General features: G+C 65.3%; 17 protein-coding genes. 5 read left to right on the forward strand and 12 right to left on the reverse strand.

Annotated features, from left to right (window positions below):
• Positions 1 to 234 precede the first annotated feature (234 nt).
• Genes C1N62_RS13075 through phoB form a run of 3 tightly spaced genes read right to left on the reverse strand, consistent with a single transcriptional unit; the run spans position 235 to position 3,261 of the window.
• Positions 235 to 1,197, reverse strand: coding sequence for a PstS family phosphate ABC transporter substrate-binding protein (locus C1N62_RS13075; RefSeq protein ID WP_137764045.1), 963 nt, complete (start codon positions 1,195 to 1,197; stop codon positions 235 to 237).
• Between the two features lie 36 nt (positions 1,198 to 1,233).
• Positions 1,234 to 2,550: a phosphate regulon sensor histidine kinase PhoR gene (gene phoR, locus C1N62_RS13080; RefSeq protein WP_137764046.1), complete on the reverse strand. Its 1,317-nt coding sequence runs from the start codon at positions 2,548 to 2,550 to the stop codon at positions 1,234 to 1,236.
• A gap of 21 nt (positions 2,551 to 2,571) precedes the next feature.
• Positions 2,572 to 3,261: a phosphate response regulator transcription factor PhoB gene (gene phoB, locus C1N62_RS13085; RefSeq protein ID WP_137764047.1), complete on the reverse strand. Its 690-nt coding sequence runs from the start codon at positions 3,259 to 3,261 to the stop codon at positions 2,572 to 2,574.
• A gap of 324 nt (positions 3,262 to 3,585) precedes the next feature.
• Here phoB and sbcD point away from each other — a divergent pair, with 324 nt between their 5' ends.
• Both sbcD and C1N62_RS13095 read left to right on the forward strand, forming a co-directional pair.
• Positions 3,586 to 4,821 (forward strand): exonuclease subunit SbcD, encoded by a 1,236-nt coding sequence (sbcD, locus tag C1N62_RS13090; protein ID WP_137764048.1) that lies wholly within the window; start codon positions 3,586 to 3,588, stop codon positions 4,819 to 4,821.
• Positions 4,818 to 8,489, forward strand: coding sequence for an AAA family ATPase (locus tag C1N62_RS13095; RefSeq protein ID WP_137764049.1), 3,672 nt, complete (start codon positions 4,818 to 4,820; stop codon positions 8,487 to 8,489). Before sbcD ends, C1N62_RS13095 begins: the two co-directional genes overlap by 4 nt.
• Before the next feature lie 302 nt (positions 8,490 to 8,791).
• Here the strand turns inward: C1N62_RS13095 and C1N62_RS13100 are convergent, their stop codons facing one another.
• Entirely contained in the window at positions 8,792 to 9,481 is a 690-nt protein-coding gene (locus C1N62_RS13100; RefSeq protein ID WP_137764050.1) for a hypothetical protein, read from the reverse strand.
• 153 nt (positions 9,482 to 9,634) lie between these two features.
• Positions 9,635 to 10,543 (reverse strand): fructokinase, encoded by a 909-nt coding sequence (gene mak, locus C1N62_RS13105; protein ID WP_137764051.1) that lies wholly within the window; start codon positions 10,541 to 10,543, stop codon positions 9,635 to 9,637.
• Positions 10,544 to 10,852: 309 nt separating this feature from the next.
• Here mak and C1N62_RS13110 point away from each other — a divergent pair, with 309 nt between their 5' ends.
• Positions 10,853 to 11,596 carry a response regulator gene (locus C1N62_RS13110; protein ID WP_137764052.1) on the forward strand — a complete coding sequence of 248 codons (744 nt, stop codon included), beginning with the start codon at positions 10,853 to 10,855 and terminating at the stop codon, positions 11,594 to 11,596.
• A 1-nt stretch (position 11,597) separates the two neighbouring features.
• Here the strand turns inward: C1N62_RS13110 and C1N62_RS13115 are convergent, their stop codons facing one another.
• The 4 genes from C1N62_RS13115 to C1N62_RS13130 are packed head-to-tail and all read right to left on the reverse strand — an operon-like array spanning position 11,598 to position 15,874.
• Positions 11,598 to 12,332 carry a D-lyxose/D-mannose family sugar isomerase gene (locus C1N62_RS13115; RefSeq protein WP_137764053.1) on the reverse strand — a complete coding sequence of 245 codons (735 nt, stop codon included), beginning with the start codon at positions 12,330 to 12,332 and terminating at the stop codon, positions 11,598 to 11,600.
• Between the two features lie 49 nt (positions 12,333 to 12,381).
• Positions 12,382 to 13,329, reverse strand: a complete 948-nt coding sequence (locus C1N62_RS13120) for an ABC transporter substrate-binding protein (RefSeq protein ID WP_137764054.1) — start codon at positions 13,327 to 13,329, stop codon at positions 12,382 to 12,384.
• A gap of 28 nt (positions 13,330 to 13,357) precedes the next feature.
• Positions 13,358 to 14,347 (reverse strand): ribose ABC transporter permease, encoded by a 990-nt coding sequence (locus C1N62_RS13125; protein ID WP_370465569.1) that lies wholly within the window; start codon positions 14,345 to 14,347, stop codon positions 13,358 to 13,360.
• Positions 14,348 to 14,356: 9 nt separating this feature from the next.
• Positions 14,357 to 15,874: a sugar ABC transporter ATP-binding protein gene (locus C1N62_RS13130; RefSeq protein ID WP_137764055.1), complete on the reverse strand. Its 1,518-nt coding sequence runs from the start codon at positions 15,872 to 15,874 to the stop codon at positions 14,357 to 14,359.
• A 146-nt stretch (positions 15,875 to 16,020) separates the two neighbouring features.
• Here C1N62_RS13130 and C1N62_RS13135 point away from each other — a divergent pair, with 146 nt between their 5' ends.
• Both C1N62_RS13135 and rdgC read left to right on the forward strand, forming a co-directional pair.
• Entirely contained in the window at positions 16,021 to 18,633 is a 2,613-nt protein-coding gene (locus tag C1N62_RS13135; protein WP_137764056.1) for an ATP-binding protein, read from the forward strand.
• 84 nt (positions 18,634 to 18,717) lie between these two features.
• Positions 18,718 to 19,629 (forward strand): recombination-associated protein RdgC, encoded by a 912-nt coding sequence (rdgC, locus tag C1N62_RS13140; RefSeq protein ID WP_137764057.1) that lies wholly within the window; start codon positions 18,718 to 18,720, stop codon positions 19,627 to 19,629.
• A 58-nt stretch (positions 19,630 to 19,687) separates the two neighbouring features.
• Here the strand turns inward: rdgC and ppnP are convergent, their stop codons facing one another.
• The 3 genes from ppnP to aroL form a co-directional block, all read right to left on the reverse strand.
• Positions 19,688 to 19,978: a pyrimidine/purine nucleoside phosphorylase gene (gene ppnP, locus C1N62_RS13145; RefSeq protein ID WP_137764058.1), complete on the reverse strand. Its 291-nt coding sequence runs from the start codon at positions 19,976 to 19,978 to the stop codon at positions 19,688 to 19,690.
• Between the two features lie 148 nt (positions 19,979 to 20,126).
• Positions 20,127 to 20,318, reverse strand: a complete 192-nt coding sequence (locus C1N62_RS13150) for a YaiA family protein (RefSeq protein ID WP_137764059.1) — start codon at positions 20,316 to 20,318, stop codon at positions 20,127 to 20,129.
• 105 nt (positions 20,319 to 20,423) lie between these two features.
• Positions 20,424 to 20,948, reverse strand: coding sequence for a shikimate kinase AroL (gene aroL / locus C1N62_RS13155; protein WP_137764060.1), 525 nt, complete (start codon positions 20,946 to 20,948; stop codon positions 20,424 to 20,426).
• Positions 20,949 to 20,993: the final 45 nt, after the last annotated feature.

Below are 20,993 nucleotides of genomic sequence, written 5' to 3' on the forward strand. Positions count from 1 at the left end.
GGCGACAAAGTAGTTTATCAAGTAAATAGTTACCCAAGGTGACTCTGGGACTTCCAGACGTCTAAATGGCTTGAAGGCTAATTTGTCATGAGATCTGCTCAACGGCAAACGAGGAATTTTCATGTCACATGAAAAAAATTCAAGTTAGCCGCGCAAGATGAAAAAAAGCGCCGCAGAATCTCTCTGTGGCGCTATTGCTTTGGCAGGTTGCAAGATGGGGGCGCAGAAACCGGTTTACGGCAAGGCCAGCTGCGCCCGCACCTGTTTCAGCGTCTCCGGCGGCAGCGGCAAATAGCCGTCACGGGTGATCAGCTGCTGCCCGGCATCCGAGAGCACGTAGCCAAGGAAAGTGGCGGTCAGCGGCTCCAGCGGCTGGCCGGGCGGCTTATTAATGTAGATATAGAGGAAGCGGGTCAGCGGGTAACTGCCGTTGCGCACATTCTCTGCCGAGGGCTTGATAAAGGTATGCCCATCCTCCGCCAGCGGCAGCGCCTTCACGCCGCTGGTGTGGAAACCGATGCTGGCGTAGCCGATGGCATTGGGCGAGCCAGCCACCGCCTGCGCCACGGAGGAGGAGCCGGGCAGCTCGTTGACCTGTGGCAGGAAATCGCCGCCGCACAGCGCCCGCAGCTTGAAATAGCCGTAGGTGCCGGAGGCGGAGTTGCGCCCGTAACGCTCAAAGGTGCGGTTGGCCCAGTTGCCGCCCAGCCCGACGTCCCCCCAATGGCGCGCCGCGCCGCCCTCGCCGCAGCGGCGGTTCACCGAGAAGATGGCGTCCAGCTGCCCACGGGTCAGGCCGGTCAGGGGGTTATCCTGATTCACCAGCACCACCAGCGCATCCACTGCCACCGGCACCGCAACGGGCACATAGCCGAAGTGCTCGCGAAACGAGGCGATCTCAGCATTTTTCATTGGCCGGCTCATTGGCCCCAGCTGGGCCGCACCGGCAGCCAGCGCGGTAGGCGCGGTAGAGGAGCCAGCGGCCTGGATCTGCAAGTTAACGCCGGGATAGCGGCGGGAAAATCCCTCGCCCCACAACGCCATCAGGGTCGCCAGGGTATCGGAACCCACGCTGGAGAGGTTGCCAGAGAGCATACCGTGGCCCGCCGCGGGCGGCACGGCAGCGACGCCCGGCGCGCACACCGAGAGAATAAGCAGCAGGCAGGCGCTGGCCTGCCGGTAGAACCGAAGAATCATGCGGATGTCCGGCTGAAAAGTCCGTAAAGCCGATGATTATGTCTGCGCGGCGCCATGAGTCAATGTATCCGGTACAATCAGCCGTTTTGGCAGGGTGAACATGAAGTGTGCGCCCTCCCCCGGCTCGCTGAGGATCTCCAGCCGACTGTCGTGGTGGTTAAGCGCGTGTTTGACAATCGCCAGCCCCAGCCCGCTGCCGCCGGTCTGGCGGGAGCGCGCCTTGTCCACGCGGTAGAAGCGCTCGGTCAGGCGCGGCAAGTGCTCGGCGGCGATGCCCGGCCCGTTGTCGCTCACCTGGAACTGCGCGCCCTGCGCGGTACGCTGCCAGGAGACCTCAATACGGGTGCCCGGCGGCGTATGGTTGACGGCGTTATAGACCAGATTGGAGAAGGCGCTGCGCAGCTGCTCCTCATTGCCGTAAACCTTCAGCGTGTCATTGATACGGAACTCAATTTGATGCTGGCCGCCGCTCAGGGTCTGCGCCTCCGGCTGCAACATGCGCAACATCCGCGGGATATCCACCCGCTCCTGCATGTCCGGCGGCGGCGCGGCCTCAATCTTCGACAGCGTCAGCAACTGGTTCACCAGCCCCTCCATGCGCCGGCCCTGCGCCTGCATGGTGTGCAGCGCCTTGCTGCGCAACGGCTCCTCCAGCGTCTGCTCGCCCATCATCTCCAGATAGCCCTGCAACACCGTGAGCGGCGTGCGCAGCTCATGGCTGACGTTGGCGAAGAAGTTGCGGCGCGCGCCCTCCAGCTGGCGCATCTGGGTGACGTCACGCGCCACCATCAGCAGTTGCCCCTCAGAGTAAGGCATCGCGCGAAACTCCACATGGTGACCATTATTGAGCACCAAGGTCAGCGGGCGGTTGAATTGCGGCTCCTGCAAATAGCGGGTGAACTCCGGGTAGCGCAACAGGTTCAGGATATTCTGGCCGTTGTCCTCCGGCCAGCGCAGGCCGAGCAGGTGTTGGGCCAGCCCGTTGCACCAGAAGATGATCCCCTCTTCAGTGGTCAGCACCACCGCATCAGGCAAGGACTCCGCCCCGCTGCGAAAGCGCTTGATCAGCAGCGCCAGCTCGCGGCGACGGCGGCGGTTGCGCAGCTGCATCTGGTAGAGGCCATAGAACAGCGGCTCCCAGCTCCAGCGGCCGGTGGGCGGCGTCATGCTGCGGTCGAGCCACAGCCAATAAGAGAGGCGAAGCTGGTTATAGTAGTTCCAGCCCAGCGCGACCAGCACGCTGGCCAGCAGCCACCAGGGCAAACCGCCAAACAGCAGCCCCAGCAGCAGGCCGGGCAGGCAGAACAGCGCCAGCTCCAGCGCCAGACCCTTCCAGGATAGACGTTCCAGCACGTGATAATCTCCGGCGCGGCGTCAGTAGCGCGTTGAGAACCGGTAGCCCGTACCGCGGACAGTCTGCACCATGCGGTCATGCCCACTGCTCTCCAGCGCCTTGCGCAGGCGGCGAATATGCACGTCCACGGTACGATCCTCGACGTAGACGTTGGTGCCCCAGACATGGTTGAGCAGCTGCTCGCGGCTGTAGACCCGTTCTGAATGGGTCATAAAGAAGTGTAGCAGCCGGAACTCAGTCGGCCCCATCTCCAGCGGCGATTCATTAGCCATCACCCGGTGCGAGGAGGGATCCAGGCTCAGGCCCTGCATCTCAATCATCTCTTCCACCGCCATCGGCGAAATGCGGCGCATTACCGCCTTGATGCGGGCCACCAGCTCCTTCGGCGAGAAGGGCTTGGTGATGTAGTCATCCGCCCCCACCTCGAGGCCCCGCACGCGATCTTCCTCTTCGCCGCGGGCGGTGAGCATCATCACCGGGATGTCGCGCGTCAGCGCCTCACGTTTCATGTGCTTGATAAATTGCAACCCGGATCCTCCCGGCAGCATCCAGTCGAGCAGCACCAGGTCGGGATAGGGTTCCGCCAGGCGGTTTATCGCGCTGTCGAAATCTTCCGCTTCCAGCGGCTGGTAACCGTTCTGCTCCAGGACAAAACAGACCATCTCCCGAATCGGGGCTTCATCCTCAACCACCAATATGCGTCTTACCATCGTCAATCCTGCCAATAGGTTAGCGATCACGTTTGTTTGCGGCCGCCATTATGCGTCAGATTTATGACACATTTATGAATATCTGTTTCGGTGATGTTTCCCCTACGCCCTGTCCCGGTGCCTACCTTACGGCGAACGGCGGCGACTGCCAGGGTAAAATCACGAAGTTGGAAAGCATCTCGCAAACATCGGGTGGTTTGCGGCGCGACAGCGTGCCAGCCGGGTGTTTATAATCAGCCTCCATTACGCCGGGGCTGGCGTCAATCCCCGCATCTGCCGCCGGGCGGGTGCGGCAGCGTGAGCGGATTACCGAGAGAGAGTGTTATGCGCCTGATTCACACATCTGACTGGCACCTTGGCCAGCTGTTTTTCACCAAGAGCCGTGCGGCCGAGCATCAGGCCTTTTTGGGCTGGCTGATTGATCAGGTGGAGGCCCACCAGGTGGATGCGGTGGTGGTGGCCGGGGACATCTTCGACACCGGCGCACCGCCGAGCTATGCGCGCCAGCTCTACAATCGCTTTGTGGTGGATCTGCAACGCACCGGCTGCCAGCTGATTGTGCTAGGCGGCAACCATGATTCGGTCGCGACGCTCAATGAGTCGCGTGAACTGCTCGCCTGCCTCAACACCACGGTGATCGCCAATGTGAAGGCCGATCACCGGCCGCAGCTCTGTGTGCTGAACCAGCGCGACGGCACCCCCGGCGCGTTGCTGTGCGCCATCCCCTTCCTGCGCCCGCGTGATTTGCTGCTCAGCCGCGCCGGCCAGTCCGGCAGCGAAAAACAGCTGGCCCTGCAAGAGGCGATCGCCGCCCACTACCACACCCTGCACCAGTCAGCGCTGGAAAAGCGCGACCAACTGGGCCTGCCGCTGCCGATCATCGCCACCGGCCATCTCACTACCGTCGGCGTCTCTACCACCGATTCGGTGCGAGATATCTATATCGGCACCCTGGACGCCTTCCCGGCGCAGGCGTTCCCGCCGGTGGATTACATCGCCCTCGGCCATATCCACCGCGCCCAGTGCGTGGCGAAAACCGAGCACATCCGCTACAGCGGCTCGCCCATTCCGCTCAGCTTTGACGAGGCGAATAACCAGAAGAGCGTCTACCTGCTGGAGTTTGACGGCGGCGCGCTGGCGGGCGTCGAGACCCTGCCGGTGCCGGTTACCCAGCCGCTGGCGGTGGTCAAGGGCACGTTGGTGGAGATTGAGCAACAGTTGCAGGCGTTCGCCAGCGCCGATCCGGCTCGCCCGGTGTGGCTCGACATTGAGGTCGCCACCCAAGACTACCTCAGCGACATCCAGCGCCGTATCCAGCAGCTCACCGAAGGGCTGCCGGTGGAGGTGGTGCTGTTGCGCCGCCACAAGGCGCAGCGCCAGAACATGCTGGATCAGCAGGCGCGCGAAACGCTGAATGAGCTGTCGGTGGCGGAGGTGTTTGACCGGCGCATCGCGCTGGAGACCGACACGGACGAGGCGCACCATGAACGGATGCGGCAGATGTTCCGCGCGGTAGTGGAAGAGGTGCGTGAAGCCAATGAAGGAGTGCAATCCGTATGAAAATCCTGAGCCTGCGGCTGAAAAACCTCAACTCCCTGCAAGGCGAGTGGAAGATCGACTTTACCCAGGAGCCCTTCCTCAGCAACGGCCTGTTTGCCATCACCGGGCCGACCGGCGCGGGCAAAACCACGCTGCTGGATGCCATCTGTCTGGCGCTCTACCACCAGACGCCGCGGCTGAATGTCACTCCCAGCCATAACGAGCTGATGACCCGCCACACCGCCGAGTCGCTGGCGGAGGTGGAGTTTGAGGTGAAGGGCGTGGCGTACCGCGCCTTCTGGAGCCAGCGACGCGCCAAAAACGCGCCGGATGGCAATTTGCAGGCGCCGAAGGTGGAGCTGGCGCGCTGCGCCGATGGCAAGATCCTGGCCGACAAAGTGCGGGACAAACTGGAGTCGGTGGCGCAGATCACCGGGCTGGACTTTGGCCGCTTCACCAAGTCGATGATGTTGTCGCAGGGGCAGTTCGCCGCCTTCCTGAACGCGGACGCCAATGACCGCGCCGAGCTGCTGGAGGAGCTGACCGGCACCGAGATCTACGGCCAGCTCTCCGAGCGGGTGTTTGAGCAGCACAAGCAGGCGCGGCTGGATCTGGAGGCGCTGCACCACCGTGCCGCTGGCATTGAATTGCTGACCGAGGCGCAGCGGCAGGCGCTGGAGGCGCAGCTTGATGCACTGGCGCAGCAAGAGACACAGCAAACCGCACAGGCGGCAGAGCAGCAGCGCGGGATCGCCTGGATCCAGCAGGATCATGCCCACCAGCAGGCGCTGGCGCAGGCCGAGCAGCGTGTGCAGGCCGCGGATGCCGCATGGCAGCAGGCGCAGCCAGATCTCACCCGGTTGGCACACAATGAACCTGCCGAGAAGCTGCGGCCGCTGCAACGGGAGCGCGATCAGGCGCTCACCGCCCAGCGTGCGCATCAGCAGCAGCTTGGCGACCTGCTCAATCGGCAACAGCAGCAGCAACAGGCGCTGACACCGCTGGCCGCCGCCGTGGAACAGGCGCGGCAGCAGCGAGAGGCACGGTTGCAGCAACAGCAGCAGCAGGAAGCGCTGATCGCGCAAGTGATGCCGCTGGATGCGCAACTTACGCAACTGACCCAACAGTGCACGGAGGCGCGGCAAGCGGAAGCGGCACAGCAGCAGCAACTGGCGGCATGTCGCCAGCAGTGCCAAACCATTGAGCAGCAACTCCACGCTGAACGCGCCCAGCAGGCCGAACTGGCGCAGTGGCAGCACGATCACGCCCACCATGCCCAGTGGGGCGACCTGTTGCCGCAGTGGCGTGCGCAACTGGCGCAGCAGCTGGCGTTGCGCCAGCGTGTCCAGCACGCGCAGCAGCAGAGTAAGGCGTCCCAGCAGCAGCTTACCCACCTGCAACAGGCGCAGCAGACGCTGGCGCACCAGCGGCCAGCCCTGCTACAGGCGCGGGAGCAGGCCGAGGCGCAGTTGCGCGGCCAGCAGCAGCAACTGGCCGTTTTGGCGCAACAGCAGCCGGAGGAGGCGCTGCGCCAGCGGCTGGACGCGCTGCACGCCCAGCGCCCGCACCGGCGTCAGTTGACCAGTTTGGCTCCGCTGGTGCAGCAGGGCCTGCGGCAACAGGCGGAGCTGGCGCGGCAGCAACAGGCGCTCCACCAGCGCCTGTTGCAAGCCGAGCAGCAGCTGGAGGAGAAGCGCCGCCACTTCAAACAGCAGAAACAGCACCTTGAAGATTTGCGGGCGCTGCATGAGCGCGAGAAACAGATTGTCAGTCTGGAGGCGGAGCGCGCCCGGCTTCAGGCCGGTGAAGCCTGCCCACTGTGCGGGGCCACCGAGCACCCGGCAATTGCCCACTATCAGGCGATCCAGCCCTCCGCCACCGCCCAGCGGCTTGCGGCGCTGGAGCAGCAGGTAGACGAGACGCGCACCAGCGGCACCGAACTGGGCGCGCAGGCCAAGAGCCTGAAGGAGCAGGAGGCGCAACTGGTGCAGGCGCTGGCGAGTCTCACGGAGCAGCAGGCGCAGTGGCAACAGCAGTGGCAGGCGTTGGCAAAGTCCCTCGCCCTGCCCTTCACGCTGGCGCAGGCCGACGAAGCCACCCTCTGGCTGGAGGCGCGCGAGCAGGAGGAGACGCAGGCGCAGCAGCAGTGGCAGGCGCGGGAGCACCAGTTACAGGCGGTGCGGCAGGCGCAGGATGCGCTGACCCAAGCCCAGCAAGCGGAACAGCAGTGGCAGCACCAGCATGATTTGCTGGCCGAGCGGCAACAGGAGCAACAGAAGCAGCATGACGCCCAGCAACAGACGCTGACGCAGGAGCAACAGGCGCTGGAGCAGGCACAGGCCCTCTTCAGCACCGGGCTGGCTGACGCTGGCCTGCCGCCGTCACAGCCAGATGAGCCGTGGCTTGAGGCGCGCCAGCAGGAGTGGCGGCAGTGGCAACAGCAGCAACAGGCCCAGCAGGCACTGGCGGTTTCGTTGAAAGAGCGCGAGATCCGCCGCGAGGCTGAACAGCGCACCCTGGCCGAGAGCCAAAATGCGCTGGCGCAGCACCAGACGCGCTGTACGGCACTGGAGGCACAACAGCTGGCGGTTCGCAAGCAGCGCACGGCTCTGTTTGGCGAACGGCAAATCAGTGAGGCGCGCGATGCCCTGCACCGTCAACTGACGGAGGCGGAGCACGCCAGCCGTCAGGCGGAAGCGGCGCAGCAGCAGGCGCATCAGCAGCTAAGCCGGCTGGAGGGCGAACTGGCGACGCTACGCCAGCAGCAGCAGCGGCTGGATGAGCAGGCGCAACAGGCCGACGCCCATTGGGCCGCCGCGCTGGCCGCCAGCCCATTTGCGGATGAGGCGGCGCTCAACGCCGCCCTGTTGGACGAACCGACCCGTGACGCGCTGACCGCGCAGCGTGAGGCGCTGATCCAGCAGCGTCAGGAGAGCGAGACGCTGCGCAAACAGGCCGCCGAGGCGCTGGCGCACAGCGCAACGCAGCGGCCCGCCACGCTGGCACCGGACGCCGAGGCCAGTGCCTTGGAGAGCGAACTTGCCAGCCTGCGCCAGCAGTTGCGCCAGTCGGCGCAGCAACAGGGGGAGTTGCGCCAGCAGTTGGAGAGCGATCGCCAGCGGCGCGGCAGCCAGCAGCAACTGTTTGCGCAAATCGAGGAGAGCCAGCAGCAGTTCCGCGACTGGAGCGCCCTGAACGCGCTGATTGGCTCGAGCGACGGCGCCAAGTTCCGCCGTTTCGCCCAGAGCCTGACGCTGGATCATCTGGTCTATCTGGCGAACCGGCAACTGGAGCGGCTGCATGGCCGCTACTTGCTGCAACGCAAAGAGAGCGACGCGCTGGAGTTGCAGGTGGTGGACACCTGGCAGGCTGACGCGCTGCGTGATACCCGCACCCTCTCCGGCGGCGAAAGTTTCTTGGTGAGTCTGGCGCTGGCGCTGGCACTCTCCGATCTGGTCAGCCACAAAACCAGCATCGACTCGCTGTTCCTGGATGAGGGCTTCGGCACGCTCGATGCCGAAACCCTGGACACCGCGCTGGATGCGCTCGACAACCTCAACGCCTCCGGCAAAACCATTGGCGTTATCAGCCACGTGGACGCGATGAAAGAGCGCATCCCAGTGCAGATCCGGGTGAAGAAGGTCAACGGCCTCGGCGTCAGTCGGCTCGGCAAGGAGTTTGCTGTCTGATTCGCCTTGGCAACGCGTATGGCCCGGCGCTGCCGCTGGGCTAAACCAGTGGGCTGGTGCGGGCAGAAGTGCACTGCCGTCCCGCCCGCTGACCATACGAAATGGCTCCGACGAGTGCGGAGAGTGGCGCTGCCGCTGGGCTGAACCAGTGGGACAGTGCGGGCAGAAGTGCACTGCCGTCCGGCCCGCTGACCATACGAAATGGCTCCGGCGAGTGCGCAGAACGGCGCTGCCCGTTGGGCTAAATCAGTGGGTTGGTGCGCGGTAAACCCGACCGCAGGCGATGGCCTGCGGTCGGGCGATCAGTGGGAGAAATTGCTCAGGGCAATCTCCGGCTCCTCCCCTAAATCGATGACATTACCATACTCAGTCAGGGCGCAGGCGCGGCCATCAATGTTGCTGACCCGGCAACGCCACATCTGGCTGCCGTTCTCGCCCCACAGGCTGATGCCAGCGGCATCGAGTGCCTCCTCGGAGGCAAAGAAGCGGGCATTCGCCAGCTTCTCCGGTGACAGCACGATCTCCGCATCCACCACGAAGCAGAGGCCGTTGCTGTTCATCACATAGAGGCGGCGCTCAGCCTGCTGGGTGGTGCGCGCCACCACGCCGGAGGGCAGCAGGCGCGCGCTCTGCACCTCCACCTGCATCAGCGTGGGGCTAAGTGCCAGCCCGGCCACCAGCAGCGTATCCGCGTCCCGCCACGGTTGGGCCTCCCTCTGGTCGGCCAGCCCCAACAGGGTCGCCAGCGCCTCGCCCTCGGCGGGCGTCTCCAGCGAGGCGGTCAGGCTATGCACTTTCGCCAGCCCGCCGCTGTTGCGCTGCGCCTCGGCGAGGATCGCACGCAGCTTGGCACTGCCGGGTGTGCCGGGATCGGGCCAGGCCGCCTCTGCCGTCCCCTGATACTCGGCAAACAGTGGGTTACCGGCAAACGGCGGCGGCACCGCACCTGAAAAACGCAGTATGACGGTGACTGACAGTGCCTGATTCTCCATCGGCCTCTCCTGAAAAAAGTGACGCCCCGTGCCGGGGCAACAGCCCGCTGGCCAGAACTGGGAAAAAGCCAACCGGATTAGGCGGCTGGCCAGATCCGAGAAAAAACCAGCCAAATCAAGCTAATGGTTAGCATCGGGGCAAAATCCGCCGCATCAGGCTGGCGGCCAGAGCCAGGCTGCGCCGCGCACGCCGCTGGAGTCGCCATGTTGCGCCTTCAACACCGGCGTCTCGCACTCGCCGCCAAAGACCCACGGTTTGATCAGCAGCGGCACGGTGCGGTAGAGCCGGTCGACATTGCTCATGCCGCCGCCCAGCACCACCACATCCGGGTCGAGCAGGTTGATGACGTGCGCCAGCGACTTCGCCAGCCGCAGCTCATAACGGCTGATCGCCAGCTCCGCCACCGGATCGCCCTGCCCGGCCAGCGCCATGATCTCTGCGCCCTTGCGCGGCTGCCCACTCAGGCGCTGGTAGTCCTGCGCGAAGCCGGTGCCAGAGATAAAGGTTTCGATGCAGCCCGGCTTGCCGCAGTAGCAGGCCACTTCGCGGGCGTAGCGCAGCTCGTCGTCATCCTGCCACGGCAGCGGGTTGTGGCCCCACTCGCCGCCGATGCCGTTGCCGCCCGCGTGAACCTGGCCGTTGAGGGCGATGCCCGCGCCGCAGCCGGTGCCGATGATCACCGCAAACACCGTCTGCTTGCCGGCGGCCGCGCCGTCGGTGGCCTCAGAGACCGCCAGGCAGTTGGCGTCATTGGCGATGCGCACCTCGCGTTGCAGCAGGCGGGAGAGATCGCTGTCCAGCGGCTGGCCATTCAGCCAGACGGAGTTGGCGTTCTTCACCAGCCCGGTGTAGGGCGACAGGGTGCCGGGAATGCCCATCCCTACCGTGCCGCGCTCGCCAGTGGCCCGCTCCGCGTCGGTGACCAGCCCGACGATCGCGGCCAGCGTCTTGTCATAATCATGCTGCGGCGTATCGACCCGCTTGCGGAACCTCTCCTGCCCGTCGCTGGCCAACGCCACCGCTTCTATTTTGGTGCCGCCCAAATCAATCCCAATGCGCACGTTGCTCTCTCCCTTACTGAATTATCTGGCTAGTGTGACGGTCGGGCCGCCTCGACGGCAAGCCTGACCTGTCTGATTATGGCGGCATTCCAGCACGCGCGCCGCGACGGCGGTCATTTTCCCGCACTGGCAAGCCGGGTGGAAATGCCGGCGGGCGAGAGAGTTTGCTCACAGTTCCACTGCCCCAATGCCGACAGCCAGAACCCATCAGGTACAATCATTTTAACCTTTCCTTAACACAAACTGCGCTGTTTCAGGCCCGCTGCGGCCATGAAGTTGTCGGCGTCGCCAGCCAGCGAGGATCCTACGATGAAGCCTGCCATTTTGGTGGTGGATGACGATCCAGCCATCTGCGATCTGCTGCGTGATGTGCTGAGTGAACATGTCTTTACCGTCTACTGTTGCCACCGGGGCGATGAGGCGCTGCACTGTCTGGCGCAACAGCAGGATATTGCGCTGGTGCTGCTCGACCTGATCCTGCCAGACACCAACGGCCTGCTGGTGTTGCAGCAGTTGCGCCGCCTGCGCCCCACCCTGCCGGTGATGATGCTGACCGGCCTTGGCGCGGAGTCTGACATCGTGGTCGGGCTGGAGATGGGCGCGGATGATTACATCGCCAAGCCCTTCAATGCCCGCGTGGTGGTGGCACGCGCCAAGGCGGTGCTGCGCCGTAGTGGCGCGCTGGCGCCCCCGGCCGCCACCGGCCGCGTCTGGGGCTTCTGCGGCTGGCAGTTGGATGAGGGGCGCTGCATGTTGCACAACCCGCGCCAGGAGGAGGTAAACCTGACGCAGGGCGAATATACGCTGCTGCGGGCGCTGGTCAGCCATGCGCGCCGGGTGCTGACGCGCGACCAGTTGCTGGAGCTGACCCACAGTGAGACGCTGGATGTGTTCGATCGCACCATTGACGTGTTGATCATGCGCCTGCGCCGCAAGATCGAGACGAATCCTCACCAGCCGGTGTTGATCCGCACGATCCGCGGTTTGGGCTATGTGTTCGCCGCTGACGTGCAGCGCCCGGAGCCAGTCGCTGCCCCGCGCCACATCGCCTGAGCTAGCCCGGCAGGTGCTGCCGGTACTCATGGCACAGCAGCCAGTGCGGTGCCTCATCCTCGATCAGTGCGGTGTAGCGCGACACCGGCGACAGGAAGCAGTTGTCCTGCCGGTCATCATTGGGCGTGGAGACCTCGCCCGCCAGTACGTCGCCATACCCCTCCTCCGCCCAGAAGCTGTGGTACAGCCCCGGCGTCAGGGTCACGCTCTCGCCGGGGGCCAGCCGCAGGCGGCTGCCGGGCGGCAGCGTCTGGCGGTAGCCATCGGTGACCACCGCCACCGGCGTATTCGCCAGACCGGGCGGCTGGTCGTGGCCGGGGCCACCGTCGGCGTTGTACAGCTCCAAAATCAGGTTGCCGCCGCCACGGTTGATAATGTCCTCCCGCTTGCGCCAGTGGAGGTGCATCGGTGTCACTTGCCGCTCCCGACAGTGCATCACCTTCTCGGCGTAGCTCTTCGGGTAGGGGTGGCCCTGCGGCGAGCCGTTGCGCAGGGTGAACAGCGTCAGGCCGCGCAGCCGGAAGTCGTGGCTGCCAAAGGTGGTGACGTCCCAGCCGAGCGCCAGATCGAACACCTCCTGCCACGCCTCGGCGGGCTGGCGCGCCCACGCCTCCGGGCTGAAGTCGGCAAACGGCGGCAGGTGCAGATCGTGCAGGGCGAAGAAGTGTCGCGTCTCCTGCAAAATCTGGTTGACCTGCGAGCGGGTGAGGCCGCTCGCTTCATGTGGGGTGGACATAGGCGTCCTCCTACGGTGAACGGGCTGGCGCAAGCGCGCCAGCCTCCCATCATTTCACGGTCCAGCCCTTATAACTGCCGATGTTGTCACGATCGATCATCGTCACCGGGATCAGCACCGGCGCGTCAGGCGCGGGCTTGCCTTGCAGCAGGTCATAGCCAATCTCCACCGCGCGGGCGGCCATCACCTGCGGGTCTTGCGCCGGGGTGGCGACAAACAGCGAGTTCTTGCGCTTCAGCGCCTCTTCGCCATCCGGCGATCCATCCACGCCGACAATGAAGAACTCGCTGCGTTGTGCCTGTTTCGCCGCCAGATCCGCGCCGATCGCCGTCGGATCGTTGATGGCGAACACGCCGTCGATGTGTGGGTTGGCGGAGAGCAGCGAGGTCATCACCTCCAGCCCGCCCTCGCGGCTGCCCTTGGCGTTCTGGTTGTAGGAGAGCAACTTGATCTCCGGGTGCTGCTTCAGCTCGGTCATGCAGCCCTCGACGCGGTTCTGCACGGCGGAGACCGGCGGGCCGTTGATGATCACCACGTTGCCCTTGGCCTTCAGCCGATCGGCGATATATTTGCAGGCGATCTGCCCGGCCTGGGTGTTGTCGGAGGTGATGGTGGCATCCGCGCCCACCGCCGCCACGTCCACTGCCACCACCACGATGCCAGCCTCTTTCGCCCGTTTCACCGCCGGGCCGATGCCCTTGGAGTCGGCGGCGTTAAGCACGATCATGTCCACTTTCGCGGCAATGAAGTTATCGATCTGGCCGACCTGCTGGCCGAGGTCATAGCCGCTGGAGACCAGCGTGACGTTGACATTGTCCCCCGCCAGCTCGCGCGCCTTTTTCTCGACGCCCTTGGTGATCTGCACAAAGAAGGGGTTGGCGAGGTCACCGACCGTCACACCAATGGATTTCAGCTCTTTGGCCTGCGCCAGGGGGGCGGCCAGCAGCACGCCCGCAGCCAGCAGCGCGCCCATCAGGGGGTTGAAGCGAAGTTTCATAGGGCTTCCTTATTATTAGGTGAGGGTGTTATGCCGCCTGGTGGTGGCGAGTACGGTACTTGTCGATCAGCACGGCGATGATGATCACCGCGCCTTTAATCACCAGTTGCCAGAAGTAGGAGACGCCCATCAGCGTCATGCCGTTGTTGAGGGTGGCGATGATCAGCGCGCCGACCAGCGTGCCGGTGATGGTGCCGATGCCGCCGACAAAGCTGGTGCCGCCGAGGATCACCGCGGCGATGGCGTCCAGCTCATAGCCCACGCCGAGGTTGCCGTTGGCGCTGTAGAGGCGCGAGGCGCTCATCAGCCCACCCAGCCCAGAGAGCAGCCCGCTCATGGCGTAGACGAACAGCAGCACCGCGCTCACCTTGATGCCGGTCAGCCGCGCCGCCTGCATGTTGCCGCCGACGGCGTAGATATGGACGCCCAGCGTGGTGCGGCGCAGGATGAACCAGCAGAGGGCGATCACCGCGAAGGCGATGATGATAAGCCATGGGATCGGCCCCAGATAGCCGTTGCCGATCCACTCGAAGTTGATGTCAGAGTTGATCACCGTGGTGCCATCGGCCAGCAGGTAGGCCGCGCCGCGCAGGGCGGTATAGGTGCCGAGGGTGACGATAAACGGCGGCAGCCCGGCCCACGCCACCAGCGCGCCGTTGAACAGCCCCATCAGCAGCCCGGCCAGCAGCGCCGCCGGAATGGAGAGGCCCGCCAGCGCCGGATCGAGCGAGGCGACCATCGCCACCACCGCCGTCGCGCCCAGCATCGAGCCGACCGACAGGTCAATGCCGCCGGTCAGGATGATAAAGGTCATCCCCGCCGCCAGCACGATGTTGATCGACGCCTGCCGGGTGATGTTCAGTAGGTTGGCGTCGGTGAAGAAGTTGGGGGCGATAAAGCCAAATACCGCCACGATCAGGATCAGAATGGGCAGGATGCCGACTGTCTGCATCAGGTCGCCAATCAGCGCCCGCTTCAGGGTGGGCGCCTTGCCGGCGGCGTCAGTTTTGCTCATCATCTCGGCTCCTTAAAGGGAAGTGTCAGGGGATGGGGGCGCGCCCGTCGCCAGCGCCATGATGCTCTCTTGCGAGATCTGGCCCCGCGCCAGCTCGCCGACCAGAGTGCCCTCGCGCATCACGTAGACCCGGTCGCTCATGCCGACCACCTCCGGCAGTTCGCTGGAGATCATCAGGATGGCGACGCCCTGTTGCGCCATCTGGTTCATCATGCGGTAGATTTCGCTCTTGGCACCGACATCCACGCCGCGCGTCGGCTCATCCAGCAGCAGGATGCGCGGGCCAATCGCCACCCAGCGCGAGACCAGCAATTTCTGTTGGTTGCCGCCCGACAGCCCGCCAGCGCGCACCTGCGCGTGCGGCACGCGGATATTGAGCGCCTGAATTGCGTCGCGGGCGATGGTGCGCCCCTTGCCGCGATCCAGCAGGCCGTAGTGGGCGTCGCGCTCCAGCGTCGCCATCACGATATTCTCCTGCGCCGCCAGCTCCAGAAACAGCCCCTGCTCCTTGCGGTTTTCGGTCAGGAAGCCGATGCCGTGGGCGATCGCCTCGCGCGGCGAGCGAACCGTCACCGTCTGCCCGTCGATGCGGATCTGTCCGCCGCGGGCGCGCTGCACGCCGAAAATCAGCCCGGCCAGCTCAGAGCGCCCGGCGCCCACCAGCCCGGCCAGCCCAACAATCTCCCCGGCGCGCACCGTCAGGCTGCACGGCTGCACCTTGCCGCCGTCGGTCAGCCCCTCCACCGCCAGCCGCACCGCGCCGGGCTGTCGGCTGTGTCCCTCCTGATTGAACAGGTCGCTCAGCGGGCGGCCGACCATCATCCGCACCAGCTCGGCGGCGTTGAGGTTATCGCGCGTCAGGCTGCCGACATACTCGCCGTCGCGCAGCACGCTGACGCGGTCGGACAGCTCATAAATCTCCGCCATGCGGTGGCTGATGTAGATGATCGCCATCCCCTCGCCGCGCAGCCGCTTGATCAGGCCAAACAGGTGCTCGGTCTCGCGGCTGGAGAGCGCGGCGGTCGGCTCGTCCATCACCAGAATGCGGCTATTGCGGTGCAGCGCGCGCGCAATCTCCACCTGCTGCTGTTCGGCGATGCTCAGCCGCATCACCAGATCGGTGGCGCGGAACTGTGCGCCGAGGCGGTCAATCACCTTCTGCGCCTCCTGCGCCATCAGGCCGCGCCGCACCAGCCCGCCGCGCTGGATCTCGCTGCCGAGGAAGATGTTCTCCGCCACCGTCAGGTTGGGCGCCAGATTGATCTCCTGATAGATCAGGGTGATGCCCGCGGCCAGCGCATCTTTCGGCCCACGGATCGGGTGCGGCTGCCCATCAATCAGGATGTCGCCGCCGCTGGCGGTGTAGGCACCGGCCAGAATCTTCATCAGCGTGCTCTTGCCCGCGCCGTTTTCGCCCATCAGCGCATGTACCTCGCCGGGGTAGACCGTCAGGCTGACATCCTTGAGCGCGTAGAACTGGCCAAAACGCCGCGAGATGTGCCTCATTTCCAGAATCGGGGTGGCGCTCATCGGCCTCTCCTGTCGGGGGGAAGGTCACCACTTCACCGCCGCCAGATAAATGCCGCATGTCAGCCGCCATTCATCTTTGTCATAATCCGGCGGCGCGCCGCTCTTATCATCAACGCCTCCTTTCCCTGACCTGGAGCCGATGGCGCATGGTGCCCTCCCGACTGCTGGCCGGCGCGCGTGGCCGCCTGCTGATGTTCAATTTGCTGGTGGCGGCGGTGACGCTGGCCGCCAGCGCCGTGGCGGTGTGGGGCTTCCACCACGCTGGCCGCCTGCATGAGCAGGCACAGGCGCAGACGCTGAGCGAGATGACCGGCAGCATGGCGCTGGCGCGTGACACCGCCAACGTGGCGACCGCCGCCGTGCGCCTGTCACAGGTGGTGGGCGCGCTGGAGTACCAGAGCGAGTCGGCACGCCTGCAACAGACCCAGCTGGCGTTGCAGTCCTCGCTGCGTACTCTGGCGCACTCGCCGCCCGCCGCGCGTGATCCGGCGCTGGCGGCGCGCATCACCGGCCGCGCCACCCGGCTGGAGCAGAGCGTCAGCCAACTGCTGCGGCTCGGCCACCAGCGCCATGTGCAGCGCAACCAGTTGCTGAGCGCGCTCTATCAGGATCAGTCGGCGCTACACCACATCATCGCCATCGCCGACCGCCAGCCCCCCTCGCCGCTGCCAGCGGATCTGGCGATTGAGCTGAACCGGCTGCTGACCATTGCCATCCAGATCCCCTCGCCGCAGGCGGTGACCGAGCAGATCGACCGGGTAATGGTGCGCTGGCCGCCCTCCCCCGCCAACCCGTTGCTGGCGGAGAAGATGGCGCAGTTCCAGCAAACCGCCGCCGGTCTGACGCCGCTGGCCGCCGGGCTGGCGGAGAGCGATCTGGCGATCGCTTACTACACCTACCGCATCAAGGCGCTGGTGGCGGCGCTGAATGAGGACATCAACCGCTACGTGGAGCAGGTGGCGCAGGCATCGGCGCAGCGCACCCAGCAGACCCACCGCGAGCTTAGCTCCGGCATCCTGTTTATCGGCCTGTTCGCGCTGCTGGCGCTGGTGATCACCGGGTTCGCTGGCTTCTATATCTACCGCAACCTTGGCTCCAACCTGACGGCGATTGCCCACGCCATGACCCGGCTCTCCAAGGGCGAGCGCGACGTCAGCGTGCCAGCGCTGCAACGGCGCGACGAGCTGGGCGATCTGGCGCGCGCCTTCAACGTCTTCGCCCGCAATACCGCCTCGCTGGAGCAAGCCTCGCGCCTGTTAAAGGAGAAGAGCACCCAGCTGGAGACCACCTTTCAGGCGATGCGTGACGGCTTCGCGCTGTTTGACCACCGCGGCGAGCTGGTGGCCTGGAACCCACAATACCCGCTGCTGCTCGGGCTGGAGGCGCGCCTGCTGCACCGTGGCCAGCACCACCGCGATCTGTTGCGGCGCGTTGACCCACCGCGCCAGCCCTGGCTGGGTGAGCGCGGCTGGGAGCAGGCGCTGGCCGATCTGGCGCGCCAGCTACCCGCGCCACAGGAGGTGCGGCTGCATGATGGCCGGGTGATCGAGTTGCGCTTCAGCCCGCTGCCGGATGGTGGCATGGTCAACGTGGTGCTGGAGCGCACCGAGCGGCGGGCGCTGGAGCAGGCGCTGGCGCACAGCCAGAAGATGAAGGCGGTCGGCCAGCTGACCGGCGGGCTGGCCCATGACTTCAACAACCTGCTGGCGGTGATCATTGGCAGTCTGGAGCTGGCGCAGCAGCAGCCGCTGGAGGCGCAGACCGCCGCACGCATCGGGCGTTCGCTGAAGGCGGCGGAGCGCGGCGCGCAACTGACCCAGCGGCTGCTGGCCTTTTCGCGCAAGCAGTCGCTGCAACCGCAGGCGGTGTCGCTGGCGGCACTGGTGGAGAACCTGCGTGAACTGTTGCAGCACGCCCTGCCGCCGCCGCTGGCGCTGCGTGTGGAGGCGCAGCCCGACGCGTGGCCAGCGTGGATTGACGCCAACCAGCTGGAGAATGCGTTGCTGAATCTGGTAATGAACGCCCGCGACGCGATGGCTGGCCGCGCTGGCGACATCTGGCTGCGCATCGCCAACCGGCGGGTGACGCGCAGCGGCGGCCGCCAGCAGGAGATGGTGGTGCTGGAGGTGGAGGATCGCGGCTGTGGCATGTCCGACGAGGTGAAGGCACAGGTGTTCGAACCGTTCTTCACTACCAAGGCGGTCGGTCAGGGCAGCGGGCTGGGGCTGTCGATGGTGTATGGCTTTATCCGCCAGTCCGGCGGGCGGGTGGAGATTGAGAGCCAGCCGGGCGAAGGGACGCGGGTGCAGCTGCAACTGCCGCGCGCGCCCTCCGCCGCCCCGGCAGTGCCGACGCCGGTGCCATGTGAGGAGCCGCCGCCCAGCGATCGGCTGGTGCTGGTGCTGGAGGATGAGGAGGATGTGCGCCAGACGCTGTGCGAGCAGCTGCACCGCCTCGGCTATTTGACGCTGGAGTGCGCCACCGGCGCGCAGGCGCTGGCATTGTTGGCGCAGACGCCGGACATCGGGCTGCTGATCAGCGACCTGATGCTGCCGGGCGAGAGCGGCGCGGAGGTGGTGCGGCAGGCGCAGGCGCGCTACCCCGCCCTCGCCACGCTGTTGGTGAGCGGGCAGGATCGGCGGCAGGCCAGCGAGGAGCCGTTGCCAGCTTGCGAGCGGCTGCGCAAGCCCTACACCCAGCGCCAGCTGGCCGCCGCGCTGCACCGAGCCTGGGCGCGTCAGGCGCGGGATTTTTCTTAACGACGGCCGCCGCCCAATTGGTTATCATGCCGCCCTGCTTGTGATTAACCGCGCGCCTTGGCGCGCCCGGACAGGGATAAAACGATGTTGTGGTTTAAGAATTTGATGGTTTACCGTTTGAGCCGTGAAGTGTCACTGTCTGCGGAAGAGATGGAAAAACAGCTCAGCGCGTTTACCTTTACGCCGTGCGGCAGCCAGGATATGGCAAAGACCGGCTGGGTCTCGCCGATGGGTTCCCAGAGTGACGCCCTCACCCACACCGCCAACGGCCAGATTGTGATCTGCGCGCGCAAGGAGGAGAAGATTTTGCCTTCGCCGGTGGTGAAACAGGCGCTGGAAGCCAAGGTGCGCCAGCTTGAGGGCGAGCAGGCGCGCAAGCTGAAGAAGACCGAAAAGGACGCGTTGAAGGATGAGGTGCTGCACACCCTGCTGCCGCGCGCCTTCAGCCGTTTCAGCCAGACCTTCCTGTGGATCGACACCGTTAACGGCCTGATCATGGTCGATTGCGCCAGCGCCAAAAAGGCCGAGGACACGCTGGCGCTGCTGCGCAAGAGCCTGGGTTCGCTGCCGGTGGTGCCGCTGACGCTGGAGAAGCCGATTGAGCAGACCCTCACCGAGTGGGTACGCGCGGGCGAACTGCCAGCGGGCTTCACCCTGATGGATGAGGCGGAGCTGAAGGCGCTGCTGGATGATGGCGGCGTGGTGCGCTGCAAGAAGCAGGATCTGGTCAGCGACGAGATCGCCACCCACATTGAGGCGGGCAAGCTGGTCACCAAGCTGGCGCTGGACTGGCAGGATCGCGTCCAACTGCTGCTGGCCGAAGATGGCAGCCTGAAACGCCTGAAGTTCTCGGATGAGCTGCGCGAGCAGAATGATGACATCGACCGCGATGACCCGGCGGCGCGCTTTGACGCCGACTTCATCCTGATGACCAGCGAGCTGACGGCCCTGATCGCCAATGTGATTGAGGCGCTGGGCGGCGAGGCACAGCGCTAAGCGCCCCCGCCTGAATGCAAAAACCCCCTGCCGGTGCAGGGGGTTTTTTGTTTGCCGCTTACTTGCTGAGGTACTTGCAGAGGTAAGAGGTGGTGTCGGCAACCTGGAGGTTAAACTCGCTGTGGCCCGGTACGTAGAAGGTTTCGCCCGGCAGGAACGTCTGCCAGTCCGGCGAGCCGGGGATCAGCGCCTTCAGGGCGCCGGTGATGACGGTCATCTCTTCCGGCAGGTTGGTGGTGAAGGTGTACTCCCCCACTTCCATCACGCCCACGCTGGCGTTCCCGATTGTCCCGCTCTCATACCCGATCGACTTCACTTTCCCTGCAAAATACTCGTTTACTTTCAGCATCGTTTCGCCCTGTGACAGAAGACATGGAACGGCCATAGTAGGGTGAGTTTGCCCCGGCTGTCACTGATTATTATCGGGGGGCGCGATCCGGCGCGCATTTGCCGGCGGCAAAGAAAAGGCCGGCTGTCAGGCCGGCCTCGGGAGGGCGTCACACCATGTCTTCATCTTCGTAGCGGCGCTTGGAGTCGAGGGCTTCCTCCTCGGTCTCATGCTCGCTGATCAGGGTGTCCGGGGTCGGGTGATCGGCACGCAACTGATACCAGGTCACGGTTTGGCCGGGATCGCCCTTTTCTACGGGCACGACGCGCGCCTCGCGCGGATAGGGGGGTCTGCCTGGCATAGTACACTCCTTTTTTATTGAGGGCCTGAATACTCAGTATAGACGCCCCACGGCCAGTTGGCGGTCGCGGGCGATCACAGAAACCTCTGAAAAATGGAAGAAAGCCTAGCGCACCAGCTCGCCCTGCACCCGGCGCAGGATGTCAGCCACAATCTCATCCGGGCTGGCGGTGGCGTCGAGCACATAGTGCGCCGCCTCCTGATAGAGCGCCTCGCGCGCGGCCAGCACCTCCACCATCTCCTCGGCAATCGGCTTGCCGGTCAGCGTCGGGCGCTGGGCGTCCTGCGGGTACTCCTCCAGCCGGTGCGCCAGCGTGCCAGCCGGCGCGCGCAGGTAGATAACCAGCCCGGTAGCGCGCATAAAGGCCCGGTTCTCTGGCGCCAGAATGGCACCGCCGCCGGTGGCAATCACGGTCTGCGGCGCGCTGACTGCCTGTAGCGCCTGAGTTTCACGCTGGCGAAAGCCAATCCACCCCTCGCGCGCCACCACGTCCGCCACGCTCAGGCCGGTGTGCTGCTGCATATAGAGGTCGGTGTCGGTGAAGCGATAATCCAGCGCACGCGCCAGCGCCTTGCCGACCGTGGTTTTGCCTGCGCCACGGGCGCCGACCATAAAGAGCGGTTGTATCATTGCTGTCCTTCCTGCTGCGCGCCGGATCGCGGCCCACGCGTGGTT

The organism is Nissabacter sp. SGAir0207, assembly GCF_005491205.1.
Taxonomy (GTDB): Bacteria; Pseudomonadota; Gammaproteobacteria; order Enterobacterales; family Enterobacteriaceae; genus Chimaeribacter.

Excerpts from the sequence above, each read along its gene's own strand:
- C1N62_RS13075 (WP_137764045.1), bottom strand. The coding sequence starts at position 1,197 with ATGATTCTTCGGTTCTACCGGCAGGCCAGCGCCTGCCTGCTGCTTATT.
- phoB (WP_137764047.1), bottom strand. The coding sequence starts at position 3,261 with ATGGTAAGACGCATATTGGTGGTTGAGGATGAAGCCCCGATTCGGGAG.
- sbcD (WP_137764048.1), top strand. The coding sequence starts at position 3,586 with ATGCGCCTGATTCACACATCTGACTGGCACCTTGGCCAGCTGTTTTTC.
- C1N62_RS13095 (WP_137764049.1), top strand. The coding sequence starts at position 4,818 with ATGAAAATCCTGAGCCTGCGGCTGAAAAACCTCAACTCCCTGCAAGGC.
- C1N62_RS13100 (WP_137764050.1), bottom strand. The coding sequence starts at position 9,481 with ATGGAGAATCAGGCACTGTCAGTCACCGTCATACTGCGTTTTTCAGGT.
- C1N62_RS13110 (WP_137764052.1), top strand. The coding sequence starts at position 10,853 with ATGAAGCCTGCCATTTTGGTGGTGGATGACGATCCAGCCATCTGCGAT.
- C1N62_RS13115 (WP_137764053.1), bottom strand. The coding sequence starts at position 12,332 with ATGTCCACCCCACATGAAGCGAGCGGCCTCACCCGCTCGCAGGTCAAC.
- C1N62_RS13120 (WP_137764054.1), bottom strand. The coding sequence starts at position 13,329 with ATGAAACTTCGCTTCAACCCCCTGATGGGCGCGCTGCTGGCTGCGGGC.
- C1N62_RS13125 (WP_370465569.1), bottom strand. The coding sequence starts at position 14,347 with ATGATGAGCAAAACTGACGCCGCCGGCAAGGCGCCCACCCTGAAGCGG.
- C1N62_RS13130 (WP_137764055.1), bottom strand. The coding sequence starts at position 15,874 with ATGAGCGCCACCCCGATTCTGGAAATGAGGCACATCTCGCGGCGTTTT.
- C1N62_RS13135 (WP_137764056.1), top strand. The coding sequence starts at position 16,021 with ATGGTGCCCTCCCGACTGCTGGCCGGCGCGCGTGGCCGCCTGCTGATG.
- rdgC (WP_137764057.1), top strand. The coding sequence starts at position 18,718 with ATGTTGTGGTTTAAGAATTTGATGGTTTACCGTTTGAGCCGTGAAGTG.
- ppnP (WP_137764058.1), bottom strand. The coding sequence starts at position 19,978 with ATGCTGAAAGTAAACGAGTATTTTGCAGGGAAAGTGAAGTCGATCGGG.
- C1N62_RS13150 (WP_137764059.1), bottom strand. The coding sequence starts at position 20,318 with ATGCCAGGCAGACCCCCCTATCCGCGCGAGGCGCGCGTCGTGCCCGTA.
- aroL (WP_137764060.1), bottom strand. The coding sequence starts at position 20,948 with ATGATACAACCGCTCTTTATGGTCGGCGCCCGTGGCGCAGGCAAAACC.